General features: G+C 62.6%; 10 protein-coding genes and 3 rRNA genes. All 13 read right to left on the minus strand.

Annotated elements, in window-relative coordinates; translation table 11 throughout:
* Positions 1-26: 26 nt before the first annotated feature.
* Complete coding sequence (locus tag FO044_RS08340; protein WP_132994143.1) at positions 27-956, minus strand: copper transporter; 930 nt, start codon at positions 954-956, stop codon at positions 27-29.
* Positions 953-2,137 (minus strand): putative cytokinetic ring protein SteA, encoded by a 1,185-nt coding sequence (gene steA / locus FO044_RS08345; RefSeq protein WP_186290617.1) that lies wholly within the window; start codon positions 2,135-2,137, stop codon positions 953-955. The genes FO044_RS08340 and steA overlap by 4 nt, the downstream gene beginning before the upstream one ends.
* Before the next feature lie 111 nt (positions 2,138-2,248).
* On the minus strand, positions 2,249-3,991 hold the full coding sequence (gene recN, locus FO044_RS08350) for a DNA repair protein RecN (protein ID WP_132994141.1): 1,743 nt from the start codon (positions 3,989-3,991) through the stop codon (positions 2,249-2,251).
* Between the two features lie 6 nt (positions 3,992-3,997).
* Complete coding sequence (locus FO044_RS08355; protein WP_132994140.1) at positions 3,998-4,942, minus strand: NAD kinase; 945 nt, start codon at positions 4,940-4,942, stop codon at positions 3,998-4,000.
* 19 nt (positions 4,943-4,961) lie between these two features.
* A complete protein-coding gene (locus tag FO044_RS08360) occupies positions 4,962-5,846 on the minus strand; it encodes a TlyA family RNA methyltransferase (protein ID WP_132994139.1) in 885 nt (294 codons plus the stop codon).
* 15 nt (positions 5,847-5,861) lie between these two features.
* Positions 5,862-6,110: a hypothetical protein gene (locus FO044_RS08365; protein WP_132994138.1), complete on the minus strand. Its 249-nt coding sequence runs from the start codon at positions 6,108-6,110 to the stop codon at positions 5,862-5,864.
* 12 nt (positions 6,111-6,122) lie between these two features.
* Complete coding sequence (locus FO044_RS08370) at positions 6,123-7,919, minus strand: HAD-IIA family hydrolase (protein ID WP_143965470.1); 1,797 nt, start codon at positions 7,917-7,919, stop codon at positions 6,123-6,125.
* Positions 7,920-8,011: 92 nt separating this feature from the next.
* A 5S ribosomal RNA gene (rrf, locus tag FO044_RS08375) occupies positions 8,012-8,128 on the minus strand.
* Between the two features lie 113 nt (positions 8,129-8,241).
* Positions 8,242-11,365, minus strand: a 23S ribosomal RNA gene (locus FO044_RS08380).
* Positions 11,366-11,741: 376 nt separating this feature from the next.
* Positions 11,742-13,262 (minus strand): 16S ribosomal RNA (locus FO044_RS08385).
* Together the 16S, 23S and 5S rRNA genes form the textbook arrangement of a ribosomal RNA operon.
* Positions 13,263-13,830: 568 nt before the next feature.
* Positions 13,831-15,099 (minus strand): tyrosine--tRNA ligase, encoded by a 1,269-nt coding sequence (gene tyrS / locus FO044_RS08390; RefSeq protein WP_132993251.1) that lies wholly within the window; start codon positions 15,097-15,099, stop codon positions 13,831-13,833.
* A gap of 14 nt (positions 15,100-15,113) precedes the next feature.
* Positions 15,114-15,335, minus strand: a complete 222-nt coding sequence (locus FO044_RS08395; RefSeq protein WP_132991452.1) for a Trm112 family protein — start codon at positions 15,333-15,335, stop codon at positions 15,114-15,116.
* A gap of 11 nt (positions 15,336-15,346) precedes the next feature.
* Entirely contained in the window at positions 15,347-18,445 is a 3,099-nt protein-coding gene (locus FO044_RS08400) for an AMP-binding protein (protein WP_132991453.1), read from the minus strand.
* Between the last annotated feature and the right edge of the window lie 64 nt (positions 18,446-18,509).

An 18,509-nucleotide genomic window follows, 5' to 3' on the forward strand; every position in this document is an offset into this window, starting at 1 on the left:
AACAGCACTCCGGCCCGCAGCGGCGATTACTCGACCGGTGCGGCGCCGACCGTGACAGCCGTCGCACCCGGACCGCTCCCGTAAGCACCCGAACGTCCCTTGCCCTCCTCGCCGAGTCCGAGGATGGCAGTGAGTCGGCCCGTGTCCTTCTCGACGTCGTCGACCGTGGTGACGGCGTTGCCGAGCTGCGGGTCGGATCTGATCACGCCGATCGGAGATCCGCCTTCTGCCGATCCGCTACGGCCGACGAGGGCACCGCCCTGTCCGCGTGTCGCCATCGCCGCGGCGAGTCGGCCGACAGTCCGGCCTTGGGCCCCGGAGTTCCCGCCCATCTCGCCGCCGGTCACGACGAGCACCAGATCGGCCGGTTTGATGGTGCCCTCCGAGTACTCGATGAAGTCACCGCCGCTCAGGGCCGCCAGCGCCGTACCTCGATCGGAATCCGAAGCCGGACGCTTTCCGTCGCGATGCAGCATCGCGACGCCCAGAAGGTCGCCCGCACGGGAGCCCGAATCGGTGTACTCGACGCGGAGCTGACTGCCGGCCGGGATCGACTGGTCGATCACGGTGCGCAGCTTGGACGCGTTCTGGTCCTGAACGAAGTTGGTCGTCAGATCGATCTGACCGGCGAAAGTGCCGTCGGCGTCGTTGACCAGGCCCTTGAGCGCTTCGACGTCCGCCTCGGCAGCATCTGGAGACGTCACGACAGCAACGGACTTGTCCTTCAGCAGCCCCTTGGTGAGACGTCCGGAGATGGCCGAGGTGAACGCCTTGTTCGCGCTCACCTCATCCGAGAGATTGTCTCGTTCCTCTTGCAGGGTGCCGATCTTGTCCCGGTCCGTTCCAGTGAGCGCGTTGACCCGGTCACCGATGAAACCTGAGCCGAGAAACACTCCGAGTGCGAGCGCGAGGAATACCGCGATCAACGAGATCGCGTGTTGACGTTGCGTGATCATTCTTTGTTCCAGACCCCGCTGACCCACTCGACGAGGGCGTCCCAACGGCCGGTGATCCAGCCGGTGATATCGCTTCCGCCCTGCGCGATGACGACGGCGGCGATGATCGCGATCAGAGCGGCGAGCAACAGCATCGCAACGGTCGCGCCGCTGACCCGGCTGCGGTACAGGGTGGCGACCGCCTGAGCGTCGACGAGCTTCGCTCCGACCTTCAGGCGTGTGAGGAAGGTCGACGGGATCTGGTCGCGCAGCTCACGGTCGAAGAACTCGTTCAGGGTTCCGCCCAGTCCCGCGGTGACGATGAGGTCGGCACCGTGGAAATCGGCGAGCAGCAGAGCGAGGTCGGCAGCCGATCCCGCAGCTGGGAACGTGGTGGCACCGATACCCAGGTCTTGAATCCGCTCCAGTCCGTTGGCATGCCCGTCCGGATCGGCGGGCAGCACGAGTTCAGCACCGGACTTGAGTGTCTCGGTGGTCATCTCGTCGGGATCGCCGACGATCAGCGTCGGCCGGTAGCCCGCCTTCATCAACGTGTCGGCGCCCTTGCCGACACCGATCATGATCGGCTGGTACTCCTTGATGAACGGCTTGAGCGCCTTCAGATCCGTGCCGCGACCGGTGCCTTCGGCCACCACCACGACGTGACGACCTTCGAGTCGTGCGTGCACGTCCGGGATGCCGACACCGTCGATGAGGAGCGGCGACTCACTGCGGATGAACTCGATGGTGTTTCCGGAGAACGCCTCGAGGTGATCTACCAGTCCAGTCTTCGCCTCGAGCATGCGATCGGCCACGATCCGCTCGTCCAGTTCCTCGCCGCGCGCCACCACCCGATCGCCCACGTACAGCCGACCGTCGTGCAGGCGGACCTTCTGGCCGTCCTTGAGCCGCGAGAAGACCTCGGTCCCCACCGAGTCGAGGAGCGGGATCCCCGATGCCGCGAGAACCTCCGGTCCCAGGTTCGGGTAGCGGCCGGTGATCGACGCCGACGCGTTCACTACTGCGGCGACGCCCGCCTCGATGAGCACATCGGCGGTGACGCGCTCGAGGTCCTCTTCGGCGAGCACGATGATCTCGTCTTCGCCGACTCTCTCGAGCAGACGCTTGGTGTTCTTGTCGATGCGGACTATGCCGATCAGACCTGGGAGTTCATCGGTTTGGCGCGAAAGCAGGGCTGGCATCCTCATGAATGACATCGTGGGCCGACGGCGACCCGATAACACGGAGGCGCGCCGTAACAATGGCAACTTTTGTCACATGAACATCACAAGATCTCACCTGTGTCATGAGTTTCAGTCGGTGTTGCGCGCAGCCTCCGCAGTCTCCAGGAGTTCCTCTGCGTGCGCCCGGCCCGTTTCCGAATCACCGAGGCCGGCGAGCATCCTGGCGAGCTCGGCCACCCGTTCGTCCCGATCGAGGGTGGCGAGCGTCGAACGCTGACGCCCCTTGGCTCCACCACCCTGCTTGCCGATGATCAGGTGGTTGTCCGCGAACGCCGCCACCTGCGGCAGGTGCGTCACCACGATGACCTGATGGCGGCGTGCCAGCCGGGACAGCCGAGCACCGATCTGCACGGCGGCAGCACCGCCCACACCTGCATCCACCTCGTCGAACACCATCACGGATCCCGAATCAGGCTCTGCCAGAACCACTTCCAGCGCGAGCATCACACGGGACAGCTCGCCACCCGACGCTGACTTCCCGATCGGCAGAGGCTGCGCGCCCTTGTGCGCGACCAGACCGAAATCGACTCGATCGGCCCCTCCGCTGCCGGCTTCACGCGCCGTACCGTCCACATCGATGCGCAACCGGGAGTCCTCGGCGGCGCGCAGTGCCACGGTGACCGCCAACTCGGTCCCGCCCATCGCCAGACCGGCTAGTTCGGCAGATACTTTGGACGACAACGACTTCGCAGATTTCGTCCGCTGTGAGTGGAGTTTCGACGCGAGCGCTGCGACCTCGTCGCGAATGGCCAGTGACTCAGCCTCGAGTTCATCGATCCTCGCCTGCGGATCGTCGATCTCGGCGAGCCGGGCCTGGGCCTCCTCCCGCCAGCGCAGGACGCCGTCCACATCGGCCGCGTACTTGCGCGTCAGCGCTTTCAGTTCGGACTGTCGAGTCAGGATCGTATCCAGATCGGCGGCATCCTCCGGCAGGCCCGCGAGAAATCCCGTCAACTCGTCGCCGATATCGCCGACGACGACCAGCGCCTCCGACACCCGCGGCAGCAGATCACGCAGCGCCTGGTCACCCGCCGCCTCCAACAGAGACCGGACGGTACCCAGCGCATCGACGACCGAGCCGTCCGACCCGGCGACAGCATCCTGCGCCTGGGATGCCGCACCGCGAATGTCCTCGAGATCCGTCAGCCTGCGCACCACGTCGACGATCTCGGCGTCCTCGCCCGGTGTCGGGTTCACCGCGTCGATCTCCTCCACACCGAACCGCAGCCGGTCGGCCTCCTGTGCCAGATCACGCGAATCGGAACGAAGCCGGTCCAGGTCATCGAGAACGGCGATCCAGCGCGAACGCGCGTCCCGGTACTTGGCGAGCGTCCGCGCTGTGGTCGCACCGGCGAATCGGTCGAGGGCCGCACGCTGCTGGTCACCGCGGATGAGCCGCAGCTGATCGTTCTGTCCGTGGATCGCCAGAAGCTCACCGGACAGCGCTCCGAGCGTGCCCACCGGCACGCTGCGGCCGCCGAGATGCGCACGCGAGCGGCCGTCCGAGTTCACGGTGCGCGCCGCGATCACGGTGTCGTCATCATCGACATCGGCACCGGTCTGATCGAGCAGGTCGGCGATCACGCCGTCCCGTTCGGCCGGCAGGCGGAAACGTCCTTCGACGAACGCCTTGTCGTCGCCGGAGCGCACCCTGCCCGCGTCGGCGCGGCCACCCGACAGCAATCGCAGACTGGTGACGATCATCGTCTTGCCCGCACCGGTCTCGCCGGTGAGCGCGGTGAACCCCGGATGGAACTCGGCCGACGCCGATTCCAGGACTCCGAGACTCTTGATCGACAGTTCTTCGAGCAAGTCCGGTCAGCTCCTTCCTCGCCAGCCCGTCACGGGCAGCGAGAACTTGGTAACGAGTCGGTCGGCGAAAGGCTCCGAGTCGATGCGCACCCAGCGCAGCGCACGCGAGGCACGCGACACCTCGATCCGGGCACCGGCGGGAACGTCCATGATTCGTCGCCCGTCACTGACCACCACACCTGCCCGTCCGTCACGGTGCACCTCCACTGCGACCTTCGAGCGCGGACTCGTCACCATCGGACGGGCGAACAACGCGTGCGCATTGCTCGGCACCACAAGGATCGCCTCCAAGTCGGGCCACATGACCGGTCCCCCTGCCGAGAACGCATACGCGGTGGAACCGGTTGGCGTCGCGATCAGCAGGCCATCGGCACCGAACGCCGACACCGGTCGGCCATCGACCTCGGTCACCAATTCGAGCACACCGTTGTGCGACCTGTTCTGGAGTACGACCTCGTTGAGCGCCCAGGTCCGGCTACGCGGCTGCGACGCCCCCTGGTCGGTGACCGCGACGTCGAGCACCATCCGATCCTCCACTCGGTAGCGACCGGAGATCAGCAGATCGAGCACTTCGTCGATACGGTGCGCCTCAGCTTCGGCGAGGAACCCTATGTGACCCAGGTTGATGCCCATCAGCGGCACGGACGCGGGGAACGCCAGCTCCGCGGCCCGAAGAAACGTGCCGTCGCCGCCGAGGACGATCACCAGTTCACACCCCTTGGCCGACGCCGAGCCCGCTTGCGTGACCTCGACATCGGCTCCGGTCCGTCGCAGCATCTCCGGGTCGACCGGATGGGTCTGGATGAACGGCTCAGCTGCGCGGCGAGTGTCATGGTCGACGATGCGCAGTCCGATACCGGCGTCCGCACAGCGGCGGGCGATCGTCTCGAGTGTCGTCGTCACCACGTCGCGCCCGGTATGCGCGACCACCAGGAAGGTGCGTTCAGTCATCGGATCCACCTTCCATAGGTCACGCTGGGCCGTCGGCGACAGCCTGATCGATCATCCGGCGGACGTCCTCGTCGACGGTCGACGCACCAACGGTATCCGCATCTGCGCTGGGCGGCGCGGTGCGGGCCGGTTCGGGGTGACCGGTTGCACCGTCCTCGTCCTTCCTCAGCCACAGGAAGTACTCGACGTTCCCCGATGGTCCGGGCAGTGGACTGGCCACCACGCCACGGGTCTGCAGCCCCAGTGCCTGCGCAGCGGCCGCGACGTCGGCCACGACCTGCGCACGCAAGGCGGTGTCGCGGACCACGCCCCCGGTACCGACACGGTCCTTCCCGACCTCGAACTGGGGCTTCACCATCGGCAGCGCGTCGCCACCGGGCTTCAGGCATGCAGCCAAGGCAGGCAGCACCAGACGCAGGGAGATGAACGAGAGGTCCCCGACGATCAGATCCACCTCACCGCCGATGAGCTCTGGCGTGATGTGCCGGACGTTGGTCCGGTCGTGCACGTGAACGCGCTCGTCGGTCTGCAGCTTCCAGACGAGCTGCCCGTAGCCGACGTCGACAGCCTCTACCTCACGAGCGCCGCGACGAAGCAGTACATCGGTGAAACCACCGGTCGACGCACCCGCATCCAGGCAGCGCCTGCCGTCGACGGAAACCCCGTCGGACTCGAAGGCCTCAAGGGCACCGATCAGCTTGTGCGCACCGCGCGATGCCCACGAATCGCGGTCCGGTTCGGTGACGAGCACCGGGGTGTCCTTCGCGACATTGGTCGCCGCTTTCGAGGCGACAGTGCCGTTCACCTTCACCTTCCCGGCGTCGATGAGCTCCCGCGCCTGCTCACGGGAACGCGCCAGATCTCGACGCACGAGCTCGGCGTCCAGACGCGCACGAGGCGCCATCAGTACACGCCCCGCTCAGCCACGACCCACGTCCTCCAGTGCACCGGACAGCGAGTCATGAGCCTCGGTGAGCAGCTCGGTCTGCCGCGATACCGCACCGAGATCGAACTCATCGCCCGCGCTCTCGCGGATCTGTCCGACCTCTTCGAGCAGTTCGTGGACCGACGAGATGACCGGATGATCCGCCGGATCCCCGGGCTTCGCATTCCGCGCCGCGGCCTGTGCAGCCAATGCTCCAGGTGAGGCGCCTGTGGCTTCGTCCATAACCGTTCCAGGCTAACGCAGTGGGGTCAGACCGACCGAAGCGAGCGCTTCCGCGGCCGCGTCATCCGAAGCCGCGATCCGCAGATCACGATCGGCCACATCCGCCGTCCAGACCGCGTGCGCCAGCGACGGCAGTAGCGTCTCCGGCGTTGCGCCATTACGAGCAGCGATGGTCACGTGCTCTTCGACGACCTGGATCTTCCACCCGCCATGTGCACCGATGCGGTAATCCTCGGCATCGCCGTTCAGCGCCTCCAGTCCGGCAGCCACGTACGTGGGCCGTGACTCCGGCTCCGATGCCAGAAGAGCAGCGGCATCGGATACGCCGGTCAACACCAGCAAGCTGTCCAAACCGACGGTGCGCGCACCTGCGATATCGGTGTCGAGGCGATCGCCGACCACCAATGGGCGACGTCCCTCGCTGCGAGAGAGCGCATCCCGCATGATCGGAGCGGCCGGCTTACCCGCCACCAGAGGATCCTGCCCGGTCGCGGATCGGACGGCCGCCACCATCGAGCCGTTCCCGACAAGGAGCCCGCGCTCATTCGGCAGCGTCGTGTCGACGTTGCACGCGATCCACGTCGCACCGGCACGCACTGAGAGCGCCGCTTCAGACAGCTGCGCCCAGCCGGTGTCCGGCGAATGCCCCTGCACAACAGCTCTCGGCTCGTCATCCGCGCTGTCGACCACGACGAAACCACGCTCGGCCACTTCGTCGCGCAATGCGTCCGCACCGACGACCAGTACCCGGCTCCCCGCCTGCACACGCTCGACGAGCAGGCTTGCACCCGCCTGAGCGCTGGACACAACCTGGTCCGCCGATGCCCGGACGCCCAGGCTCTCCAGGTGCTCGGCCACCGCGTCGGGCGAACGGCTCGCATTGTTGGTCACGAACAGCACCGGTGATGACGCACCGTTCACGGTCTCGACCGCGTTGGGAAGCGCGGACCTACCGGCGAACAGGGTGCCGTCCAAATCGACGAGGAGCGTGTCGTACCCGGCAGCGAACGAGTTCTCCACCTCAGTCGACTCGCCATCCCCGCCGGGCCTCCCGGAAGCCGCCGACACCGCTGCCAACCCGTTGACTCCCTCGGCGAGCTCCATAAGACGGAACTCGGCATCAGTCAGATCCTCGACATCGGCCGCAGCAGCATTCTGGAACCACGTTCGCGCGTCCACCCGGCGACCTGCCGTCTCCAGAGCAGACGCGTACGCATAGAAGAGCCGGGCAGCATCGGTCCCAACTCGCCCGGGACGGAGGTCCCCCTTCTCCAGGACACTGACCGACAGTTCCGCTTCACCGAGATCCAGATGAGCACCGGACGCAACGATCAACATCTCGAGCGCGTCCTCGCCCTCGAGACGCTCCGCGTCCGCACCGCCCGCGATCTCGATCGCACGCTCCGGACGACCGAGTCCCCGTTCGCTATCGGCGATGAGAGGAAGCAGTGCGTCCGCACCCGTCATGCGACGTGCGGCTCGCAACTCCGTGATGGCCTCCTGCCATTCGCCGGCGCTGTACGCCGCGATGCCCGCCGTCTCCCGAACGACTCCGACCCGCGCGGCACGCGCACGCGCCGCGCGCGCATGGGAGAGCGCTGCCTCCGGGTCCTCGGCGAGCAGATCGGAGACGGCAACCAGATGCCGGGCAACGCGGTCCGCCGTTGTCTTATCGAGCGCCTGCAGGTCCCGGCGGATGTCCGGATCGAGATCTGACGCCTTCACGTAGTCCGGCACGAGCGGCTCGTCCCCGGCACCTGCCGGCGACGGCGAACTGCTCTGCCCCTGACCACGTTCTCGCTTACTCATGACGTCCAATCTATCGCGAACAGGTGAATGTAGAAATCGTGTGCAGATAGCAGTAGAGCCCCCACCAGTGGTGGGGGCTCTACTCACAATTAGTTCGGCGGTGTCCTACTCTCCCACACTGGTTAGGGTGCAGTACCATCGGCGCTGGAGGGCTTAGCTTCCGGGTTCGGAATGGGGCCGGGCGTTTCCCCTCCGCTATGGCCACCGAAACAATATGAAACTATCCACCACCCACAAACCCCAAATCCGGGGTCATGGATGGGTGTGTTGTTTCAGAAAGTAGATAGTGGATGCGAGACACACAAAAAATAATGTGAGTGTTGTTAGTAAGTCCTCGGCCTATTAGTACCAGTCACCTCAACACATTACTGTGCGTACAGTTCTGGCCTATCAACCCCATGGTCTGTAGGGGGCCTTACCCAACAAAGTTGGTGAGAAACCTCATCTTGGAACAGGCTTCCCGCTTAGATGCTTTCAGCGGTTATCCCTTCCGAACGTAGCTAACCAGCAGTGCCCTTGGTAGGACAACTGGCACACCAGAGGTTCGTCCGTCCCGGTCCTCTCGTACTAGGGACAGGTTTCCTCAAGTTTCTAATCGCGCGCGGCGGATAGAGACCGAACTGTCTCACGACGTTCTAAACCCAGCTCGCGTGCCGCTTTAATGGGCGAACAGCCCAACCCTTGGGACCTACTCCAGCCCCAGGATGCGACGAGCCGACATCGAGGTGCCAAACCATCCCGTCGATATGGACTCTTGGGGAAGATCAGCCTGTTATCCCCGGGGTACCTTTTATCCGTTGAGCGACACCGCTTCCACTTGCCGGTGCCGGATCACTAGTCCCGACTTTCGTCCCTGCTCGACATGTACGTCTCACAGTCAAGCTCCCTTGTGCACTTACACTCAACACCTGATTGCCATCCAGGCTGAGGGAACCTTTGGGCGCCTCCGTTACATTTTGGGAGGCAACCGCCCCAGTTAAACTACCCACCAGGCACTGTCCCTGAACCCGATCAGGGTCCGAGGTTAGAAGCCCAATACGATCAGAGTGGTATTTCAACAACGACTCCACCACCACTAGCGTGATAGCTTCACAGTCTCCCACCTATCCTACACAAACCGTACCGAACACCAATACCAAGCTATAGTGAAGGTCCCGGGGTCTTTTCGTCCTGCCGCGCGAAACGAGCATCTTTACTCGTACTGCAATTTCGCCGAGTCTGTGGTTGAGACAGCAGAGAAGTCGTTACGCCATTCGTGCAGGTCGGAACTTACCCGACAAGGAATTTCGCTACCTTAGGATGGTTATAGTTACCACCGCCGTTTACTGGGGCTTAAATTCTCAGCTTCACCACACAAGGTGGTTAACCGGTCCTCTTAACCTTCCAGCACCGGGCAGGCGTCAGTCCGTATACATCGTCTTACGACTTCGCACGGACCTGTGTTTTTAGTAAACAGTCGCTTCTCTCTGGTCTCTGCGACCACCACCAGCTCACAACGAAAAGTCGATCACCAGCCGTGGTCCCCCTTCTCCCGAAGTTACGGGGGTAATTTGCCGAGTTCCTTAACCACAGTTCTCTCGATCGCCTTAGTATTCTCTACCTGACCACCTGTGTCGGTTTGGGGTACGGGCCGTGTACCAACTCACTAGAGGCTTTTCTCGGCAGCATAGGATCATGGAATTCACCACTACGGTTACGCATCACCTCTCAGGCACCCAAGATACGGATTTACCTATATCTCGCCCTACAGGCTTACACCAGTACAACCACTGACTGGCCCCACTACCTTCCTGCGTCACCCCATCGCTTGACTACTACATCCAAGGTCCCATGCAGCCACACCCAAAACACTCCCGAAGGAGCACAAAGGGTGCTTTTGGATGGTTAGTACAGATGATTCACCATTGGGCGCGGATACACGGGTACGGGAATATCAACCCGTTGTCCATCGACTACGCCTGTCGGCCTCGCCTTAGGTCCCGACTCACCCTGGGCGGATTAACCTGGCCCAGGAACCCTTGGTCATTCGGCGGACAAGTTTCTCACTTGTCTTTCGCTACTCATGCCTGCATTCTCACTCCCACACCCTCCACACCTGGATCACTCCGGCGCTTCCACGGATGCAGGACGCTCCCCTACCCACCCACACCACTAGACACACCCAAAGGGTGCACCGATGTACATGTGTGAGTGCCGCGGCTTCGGCGGTGTACTTGAGCCCCGCTACATTGTCGGCGCAGGATCACTTGACCAGTGAGCTATTACGCACTCTTTCAAGGATGGCTGCTTCTAAGCCAACCTCCTGGTTGTCTTCGCAATCCCACATCCTTTTCCACTTAGTACACGCTTAGGGGCCTTAGCCGGCGATCTGGGCTGTTTCCCTCTCGACTACGAAGCTTATCCCCCGCAGTCTCACTGCCACGCTCTCACTTACCGGCATTCGGAGTTTGGCTGACGTCAGTAACCTTGTAGGGCCCATCGGCCATCCAGTAGCTCTACCTCCAGTAAGAAACACGTGACGCTGCACCTAAATGCATTTCGGGGAGAACCAGCTATCACGGAGTTTGATTGGCCTTTCACCCCTACCCACAACTCATCCCCTCCATTTTCAACTGAAGTGGGTTCGCGCCTCCACGACGTCTTACCGTCGCTTCACACTGGCCATGGGTAGATCACTCCGCTTCGGGTCTAGACCCAGCGACTCAACGCCCTATTCAGACTCGCTTTCGCTACGGCTACCCCACACGGGTTAACCTTGCCACTGAGCACTAACTCGCAGGCTCATTCTTCAAAAGGCACGCCATCACCCCACAACGAGGGCTCTGACGGATTGTAAGCGTCCGGTTTCAGGTACTATTTCACTCCCCTCCCGGGGTACTTTTCACCTTTCCCTCACGGTACTAGTCCGCTATCGGTCACCAGAGAGTATTTAGGCTTACCGGGTGGTCCCGGCAGATTCACAGCAGATTCCACGAGCCCGCTGCTACTTGGGCAACACTGAAGCCAGTCAACGCGCTTTCGGTTACGGGACTCTCACCCACTACGGCAGACCATTCCAGGCCACTTCACCTAACACGAAAATTTATCACTGACCACCTGCCCGGCAGAACAGATAACAATGCCCCCACAACCCCACACGCACAACCCCTGCCGAGTCTCACATACGCATGGTTTAGCCTCATCCACTTTCGCTCGCCGCTACTCACAGAATCACTATTGTTTTCTCTTCCTGTGGGTACTGAGATGTTTCACTTCCCCACGTTCCCTCCACACCCGCTATACATTCACGAGTGGGTAACACGACATAACTCGTGCTGGGTTTCCCCATTCGGACACCCTCGGATCACAGCTCGTTTGACAACTCCCCGAGGACTATCGCGGCCTACCACGTCCTTCATCGGCTCCTGGTACCAAGGCATCCACCGAACGCCCTAAAACACTTACAACAACACCCACAAACACACCACACACACGTGCGGCACGAATGTGGACATCACAACAAAAACTTTGAAATTGCAATACACACCTATATTTCAAGATGCTCGCATCCACTATCCACTTCTCAAACAACACACACCCACACACCCCACACCCACAAAACTATGGGCGGAAACGCATGAGCAGCCAGAGACAACACAAACATGTGTTCCCTCAGAACCCCGATAGTGTGCAATAAACCAACCGCCAGTCACCCAGCGATCGACCCCCAGCCGGCAACCCATCCAGGGCCACCAACAACGGAGGCATCTTGTGTTTCACCCATGAACAAACACCCACCGCACCACAAACGGGCACGCAATGAGTATGTTGTCTGCTCCTTAGAAAGGAGGTGATCCAGCCGCACCTTCCGGTACGGCTACCTTGTTACGACTTCGTCCCAATCGCCAATCCCACCTTCGACGGCTCCCCCCACAAGGGTTGGGCCACCGGCTTCGGGTGTTACCGACTTTCATGACGTGACGGGCGGTGTGTACAAGGCCCGGGAACGTATTCACCGCAGCATTGCTGATCTGCGATTACTAGCGACTCCGACTTCATGGGGTCGAGTTGCAGACCCCAATCCGAACTGAGACGCGCTTTAAGGGATTCGCTCCACCTCACGGTCTCGCAGCCCTCTGTACGCGCCATTGTAGCATGTGTGAAGCCCTGGACATAAGGGGCATGATGACTTGACGTCATCCCCACCTTCCTCCGAGTTGACCCCGGCAGTCTCCTGCAAGTCCCCACCATCACGTGCTGGCAATACAGGATAAGGGTTGCGCTCGTTGCGGGACTTAACCCAACATCTCACGACACGAGCTGACGACAGCCATGCACCACCTGTACACCAACCACAAGGGAAACCACATCTCTGCAGTCGTCTGGTGTATGTCAAACCCAGGTAAGGTTCTTCGCGTTGCATCGAATTAATCCACATGCTCCGCCGCTTGTGCGGGCCCCCGTCAATTCCTTTGAGTTTTAGCCTTGCGGCCGTACTCCCCAGGCGGGGTACTTAATGCGTTAGCTACGGCACGGAACTCGTGAAATGAGCCCCACACCTAGTACCCACCGTTTACGGCGTGGACTACCAGGGTATCTAATCCTGTTCGCTCCCCACGCTTTCGCTCCTCAGCGTCAGTTACTACCCAGAGACCCGCCTTCGCCACCGGTGTTCCTCCTGATATCTGCGCATTTCACCGCTACACCAGGAATTCCAGTCTCCCCTGTAGTACTCAAGTCTGCCCGTATCGCCTGCACGCCTGCAGTTAAGCTGCAGAATTTCACAGACGACGCGACAAACCGCCTACGAGCTCTTTACGCCCAGTAATTCCGGACAACGCTTGCACCCTACGTATTACCGCGGCTGCTGGCACGTAGTTGGCCGGTGCTTCTTCTCCAGGTACCGTCACTCGCGCTTCGTCCCTAGCGAAAGAGGTTTACAACCCGAAGGCCGTCATCCCTCACGCGGCGTCGCTGCATCAGGCTTCCGCCCATTGTGCAATATTCCCCACTGCTGCCTCCCGTAGGAGTCTGGGCCGTGTCTCAGTCCCAGTGTGGCCGATCACCCTCTCAGGTCGGCTACCCGTCGTCGCCTTGGTAGGCCATTACCCCACCAACAAGCTGATAGGCCGCGGGCCCATCCCAAACCGCAAAAGCTTTCCACCACACACCATGCGACATGTGGTCATATCCGGTATTAGACCCAGTTTCCCAGGCTTATCCCAGAGTTCAGGGCAGATCACCCACGTGTTACTCACCCGTTCGCCACTCGAGTACCCAGCAAGCTGGGCCTTTCCGTTCGACTTGCATGTGTTAAGCACGCCGCCAGCGTTCGTCCTGAGCCAGGATCAAACTCTCCAACAAAAAACATCAAAACAACACCAACCCCAAAAGAGCCGGCAGTTTCAACACAAGCCAGAAAGCAAAACCTGACCAATCCAAAAAAACTGACTGATAAAAATCTACTCACAAAAACAACAAACCCCACCACCAAAAAAGCAGCAAGATTCATCCTTGTCACAAACAGAAATCCTCAGCCACAAAACAAAATAAATGTGGCACAAGAAAATCCATCACACACTATCGAGTTCTCAAAGAACACACACCCACCAGCACCAACCCCACAAACAAGGGCCGAACTCCAGAGAGCTGAATTATTTGCTGACCGTTTTCGGGCCAACTCCTCCAGCCTACTAGACTGGAGTCCGCTACGCAAGGCGTGAATTTTCTCTGTTTCCAGAAAGAAAGTTCCGATTGCCGAAGCGAAAACCAACTGTACCCGACCGCTGTGCGATCTTTCAACCGCGGGGCGGACCGTTGGTGTCTGCGCGGTGTCGCGCTGACCTCGATTAAGTTACACAGCTGTCGCGCGGTTGCCAAATCTGCAGGTCACGGCCCTTTCATCCCATTCTCGGCCGACCGCGTACGACTGTCACGAGCTGAAGCGGGCCCCTGCGAAGGTCTTCTTTCCCCGGCGCAGCACCAGCCACTGTCCGTGAAGGAGGTCGTCCGCACCGGGAGTCCATTCGGCATCGGTGACCTTGACGTTGTTGACGTAGGCACCGCCCTCGTCGATCGCCCGCCGCGCAGCCTTGTTACCGGTGACCAGGCCGGACTCGACGAACAGCTCGACGATCGTCGGCTGCGTGCCGGCCTCGAACTCGGCGATGCCGGTTTCGGACAATGCGGCCGACAGCGTCCCGTCGTCGATGCCGTCGAGTTCGGCGCGGCCGAACAGTGCTTTGCTAGCCAGCTCTGCGGCGTCTGTGTGGTCCGGACCGTGGATGAGCGTCGTCAGTTCTGCGGCCAGCTTCTTCTGGGCGAGCCGCAGGTGCGGCTTCTCCTGCGTTGCCTGCTCGAGTTCCTCGATCTCCCCACGGGTCAGGAACGTGAACCACTTCAGGTAACCGATCACGTCGGCGTCCGCGGTGTTAACGAAGTACTGGTACCAGGCGTACGGGCTGGTCAGCTCGGGGTCGAGCCAGACGCTTCCGCCCCCCGTCGACTTGCCGAACTTCTTACCGTCCGACGACGTCACCAGCGGCACGGTCATCGCGTGGGCCGATCCCCCGTCGACCTTGCGAATCAGGTCGACTCCGCCGACGATGTTGCCCCACTGATCGGACCCGCCGATCTGCAGGACTGCACCGTGGCGCCGATGCAACTGCAGGTAGTCGTTCGACTGAAGCAGCAGGTAGCTGAACTCCGTGTAGCTGATGCCGTCGGACTCGAGCCTGCGCTTCACTGTCTCGCGGGCCAGCATCACATTCACCGAGAAGTGCTTCCCGACATCACGCAACAACTCGATCGCCGACAGTTCGCCGGTCCAATCCATGTTGTTCACCAGGAGTGCCCCAGTGGGCGAGTCGTCGATGTCGACGAAACGTTCGAGCTGTCCGACGATCCGGTCGGCCCACCCCGCAACGGTGTCAGTGGTGTTCATGGTGCGCTCACCGGCGTCACGCGGATCGCCGATGAGTCCGGTCGCACCGCCCGACAGGACGATCGGTCGGTGCCCGGCGAGCTGGAAACGGCGCAGAGTCAGCAGCGGCACCAGGTGACCGGCGTGCAGGCTCGATGCCGTCGGGTCGAAGCCTGCGTAGAGCGATATCGGTCCGTTTGCCAGAGCGTCCCGAAGTGCAGCTTCATCGGTGGTCTGCCCGATCAGCCCACGCCAAGCCAGATCGTCGAGGATGTTCATCTCCACTGCAGGCCTCACTGCTCGGCTGCGCCGGTGATGGCGCGATGCTCGTCGTCGGTCACCGTGCGCGCATCGTCGATCAGCATGTTCGGAATGCCCAACTCGTCGATCGCGTACGCGACGCGCAGCCGGGGGTTGTACAACTCATCCCCTGCGTTGAGGAGTTCACCGAGATCTTGCGGGCAGACGAGCCGGTCACGCACGACCGGATCGAGACTTTCAGCGCGTGTGGTCATGGTTGCACAGGTTACTCGGCGGTCGTGCCGACCGAGTCGGGCGCTTTCGATTCCGGTGCGGATCCGCCGATGTCCGGCGAATCGGTTGCCGGCGAATCGGTGCCTGCACCGACCGACGACGGGTGCGGTCGCGTCCAGTCGATCTTCTTCGCCGCCGAAGCCGTGTAACGCCGATAGCGGGCGCCTTCGTCGTGGTACCAGACCTTCGGTCCGGGCTTGGGCAGACCTTTCGCGGCGAAAGCGCTGCTCATCGGCCGGAACGACTCCGACATCGGGATCTCGTCCACCAGGTGGACCAGGTCCGGGCGCTCGCTCGACTCGAGTTCTCCCAGTCCGACGCGAAGCACGGTCGGCGTGATCGACGTGGTGCCCGGCCGGAGAGTGAACGCCGCCACGCTCACCTGCTGTCCCGGCTCTCCGACTGCGTACACGACGACCTGATCGATATCGTTCAAACGCGAGAGGCCCTGCTGAATCGGGACCGGGTACACGTTCCCCCGCGCGGTGCGGATGACCGACTGGGCCGAACCCATGAACCACAGGTCGCCGTCGGCGTCCGCGCGGAACAGACTCCCGGTGACCTCCCAGCGGTCATGTCGGCGGAACACGTCGCGCAGCACCAGCCCGGCCGAGTCGAAGCGCTGTCCGGCGTGCGCGACCAGCATGCCGACTTCGCCGGTCGTCGCCTCGCGGATGAATCCGGAGTCTTCGTCGACCAGGAGCCGGTCGGTAGTCGAGTCGTACGCCGCGATCCGGACATCGCTCGTCTCGGGAAGTGCGCGCCCCATCGATCCGACCTTGTTGCCGTCGACGTTCGCAAGGATCGCCGAGCCGTCGGCGGTTGCGAAGAACTCGAGAACCTTCGATCCCGGGAGCTGCTTGTGGATGTCGCGCCAGGACCCGGCCTGCAGACCGGACCCCATGAACAGGCGGACCGCGCCGAGCTGCGCGGGGTCGAAGCTCTCGGACCGGAACACCGCGGCGAGCATGCTCCAGGTGTACGAGACCACCGTGACGCCGTAATGACGGACCTCGGACGAGAACTTCTCCGGATCCACGCCGTTCGACAATGCGATGCGCGAGCGACCGGCGACTGTGGCGCCGAGCGTCGTCAGAAGGCCCGAGGCGTGATGCAGCGGTGGCAGGCAGTACACCGTGTCGTGATTGGTCAGACCGGCAGCGGCGGCGGCGCCGAATGCGGACATCGCGAACCGGTGGTTGGTGATGGACCAGCGCGAGATGCGGCCCTGGGTCTTGGTGAACAGGATGAACGCGAGATCGCCCGCCAGCCCGGGGTCGCGCCGGTACCAGACCGGGATCCGAACGCTTTCCGGATCGATCTGCTCCATGTCGACCACGGTCTCGCCGTCGGCACGTTCGATGACCCGGGAGTCGCCGCTGCCGCCGCCCAGAACGAGCACCCGGTCGCTCACGGTCGCCGCGACCTCCAGGTGAGTCGGATCGGTGATGATGACGCTGGTCTCCGCGAGGCTCAGCATCTCCTGCAGGTCCTTGCCCTGGGAGAGGATCACCGCGACCGCACCGAGCCGGGACAGCGCCGCGACGACGACGAGCGCCGACGGACGCGTGTCCATCAGCACTCCGACGTGCTCACCGGGTCGGACGCCGCACGAGATGAGGCCGGCGACCACATTATCGATACGCGTGTTGACCTGTTCATGGGTGAGCACTCGGTTCTCGAACAGGAACAGTTCGTTCGTGGGGGTCCGACGCTCGTTCTCGCTCATCAGTTTCGCCAGGGAGATCCGCGTGGACGGCTGAATCTGACCCAGCCTGAACAATCGCGGCACCGTGCGCACGGACTCGCTGGCCACCGCACTCGTGGTGCGCTGGATCGACGACACCGCATCGATCAACTCTCGCGACACAGCACCGCCCACACCGGCTACCTGACCGACGCCGTAGGTGAGTCGGCTCGTCCAGCTGATCCCGGTACCGCTGGACTCGGTGGCCTCCATCGGAACGACGGCCTCCGGCTTGGGGCCTGCGCCCTCACGCCACAGAATCCACTGCGCGGTCGACGGCCACGACAGTCTCCCCGCGGTCGATCCGACGACCAGGCCGAAATGTCCCGCCGGCACGGGTACCTCGTACACGTCGGCGTCGGGTGCGGCGCGCAGGATGCCGCGGACGGCAACGGGCTGACCGATGTCGTCGGTCTCGCCGACGAACGCGACGACCGGGCAGGTGATGTCGGTCATCGACACGACGTCACCGTCGATCACGAACCCGCCGGACATCATGCGGTTATGGACGACGAACTGACGGAGCAACTCGGCGACCGCAGGCCCCGACCAGGCCACCCACCCCTCCTGCTCGATGAAGCGGCGCTGATCCTCGCGTGGTAGCAGCGCGTCGCGATCGTGGAGTTTGCGCAGGAAGTCGATGCGGCTGCGCGCGGTCTTCACCGGGTCGGCGAGCTGGAAACCGGTACGTGCCAGCCAACTCGGTACCCAGAGATGGTTGAAGACGCGGTCGCCGAGGAACTCGACGCCGGGGACCACCAGATTGGCGGGCAGCCCGAGTGGCAGGGCCGCGGTGATATCGACCGGGCTGCCGAAAGTCACAAGACTGGCGATGCCCTCGGAACGGCGGTAGGCCACCGTCTGGTAAGCGAACATACCGCCCTGCGAGTACCCGCCGATGTGCACGTCGCGGCCGATGACGCGCCGCACGAGGTCGACGACGCGGCTGATCGCCACCACATGGTCGGTGAGGGTGCGCTCCATGCCACCCTCTTCGTTGTCGGGAGACCCGAAGTCGATGACCCACGGGACGATGCCGTGGCGGTGCAGGACCGACACCGCGCCGTTGTCCTCGGTCACGTCGTAGACGTTCGCCGAGACCATCATCGGCGGGATCAGAATGACGTGCGGGGCGTCGGTGCCGGCATCGTTCGGGAAGTAGCGCCGCAAGCGGTACATCTTCTCGGTTTCGACGACCTTGTAGGGCGCAGGTTTGGTTCCGGTGTCGAAGCCACCCATCCGGATTACTTCCAAACCGTTCTGCGCTGTCGCCACCACACGGCCGACAGCGGCCCCTACCCTGGGCAGACCCACCACAGTGGTCCCTCTCTCCCGGTCATGCATCCACAGCCGCAGATGCTGCTTTCAACGCGGCTGACAATACCCGTATATTTCGGTTATACACATG

Origin of the sequence: Gordonia zhaorongruii, assembly GCF_007559005.1 — a bacterium.
Classification (GTDB): domain Bacteria; phylum Actinomycetota; class Actinomycetes; order Mycobacteriales; family Mycobacteriaceae; genus Gordonia; species Gordonia zhaorongruii.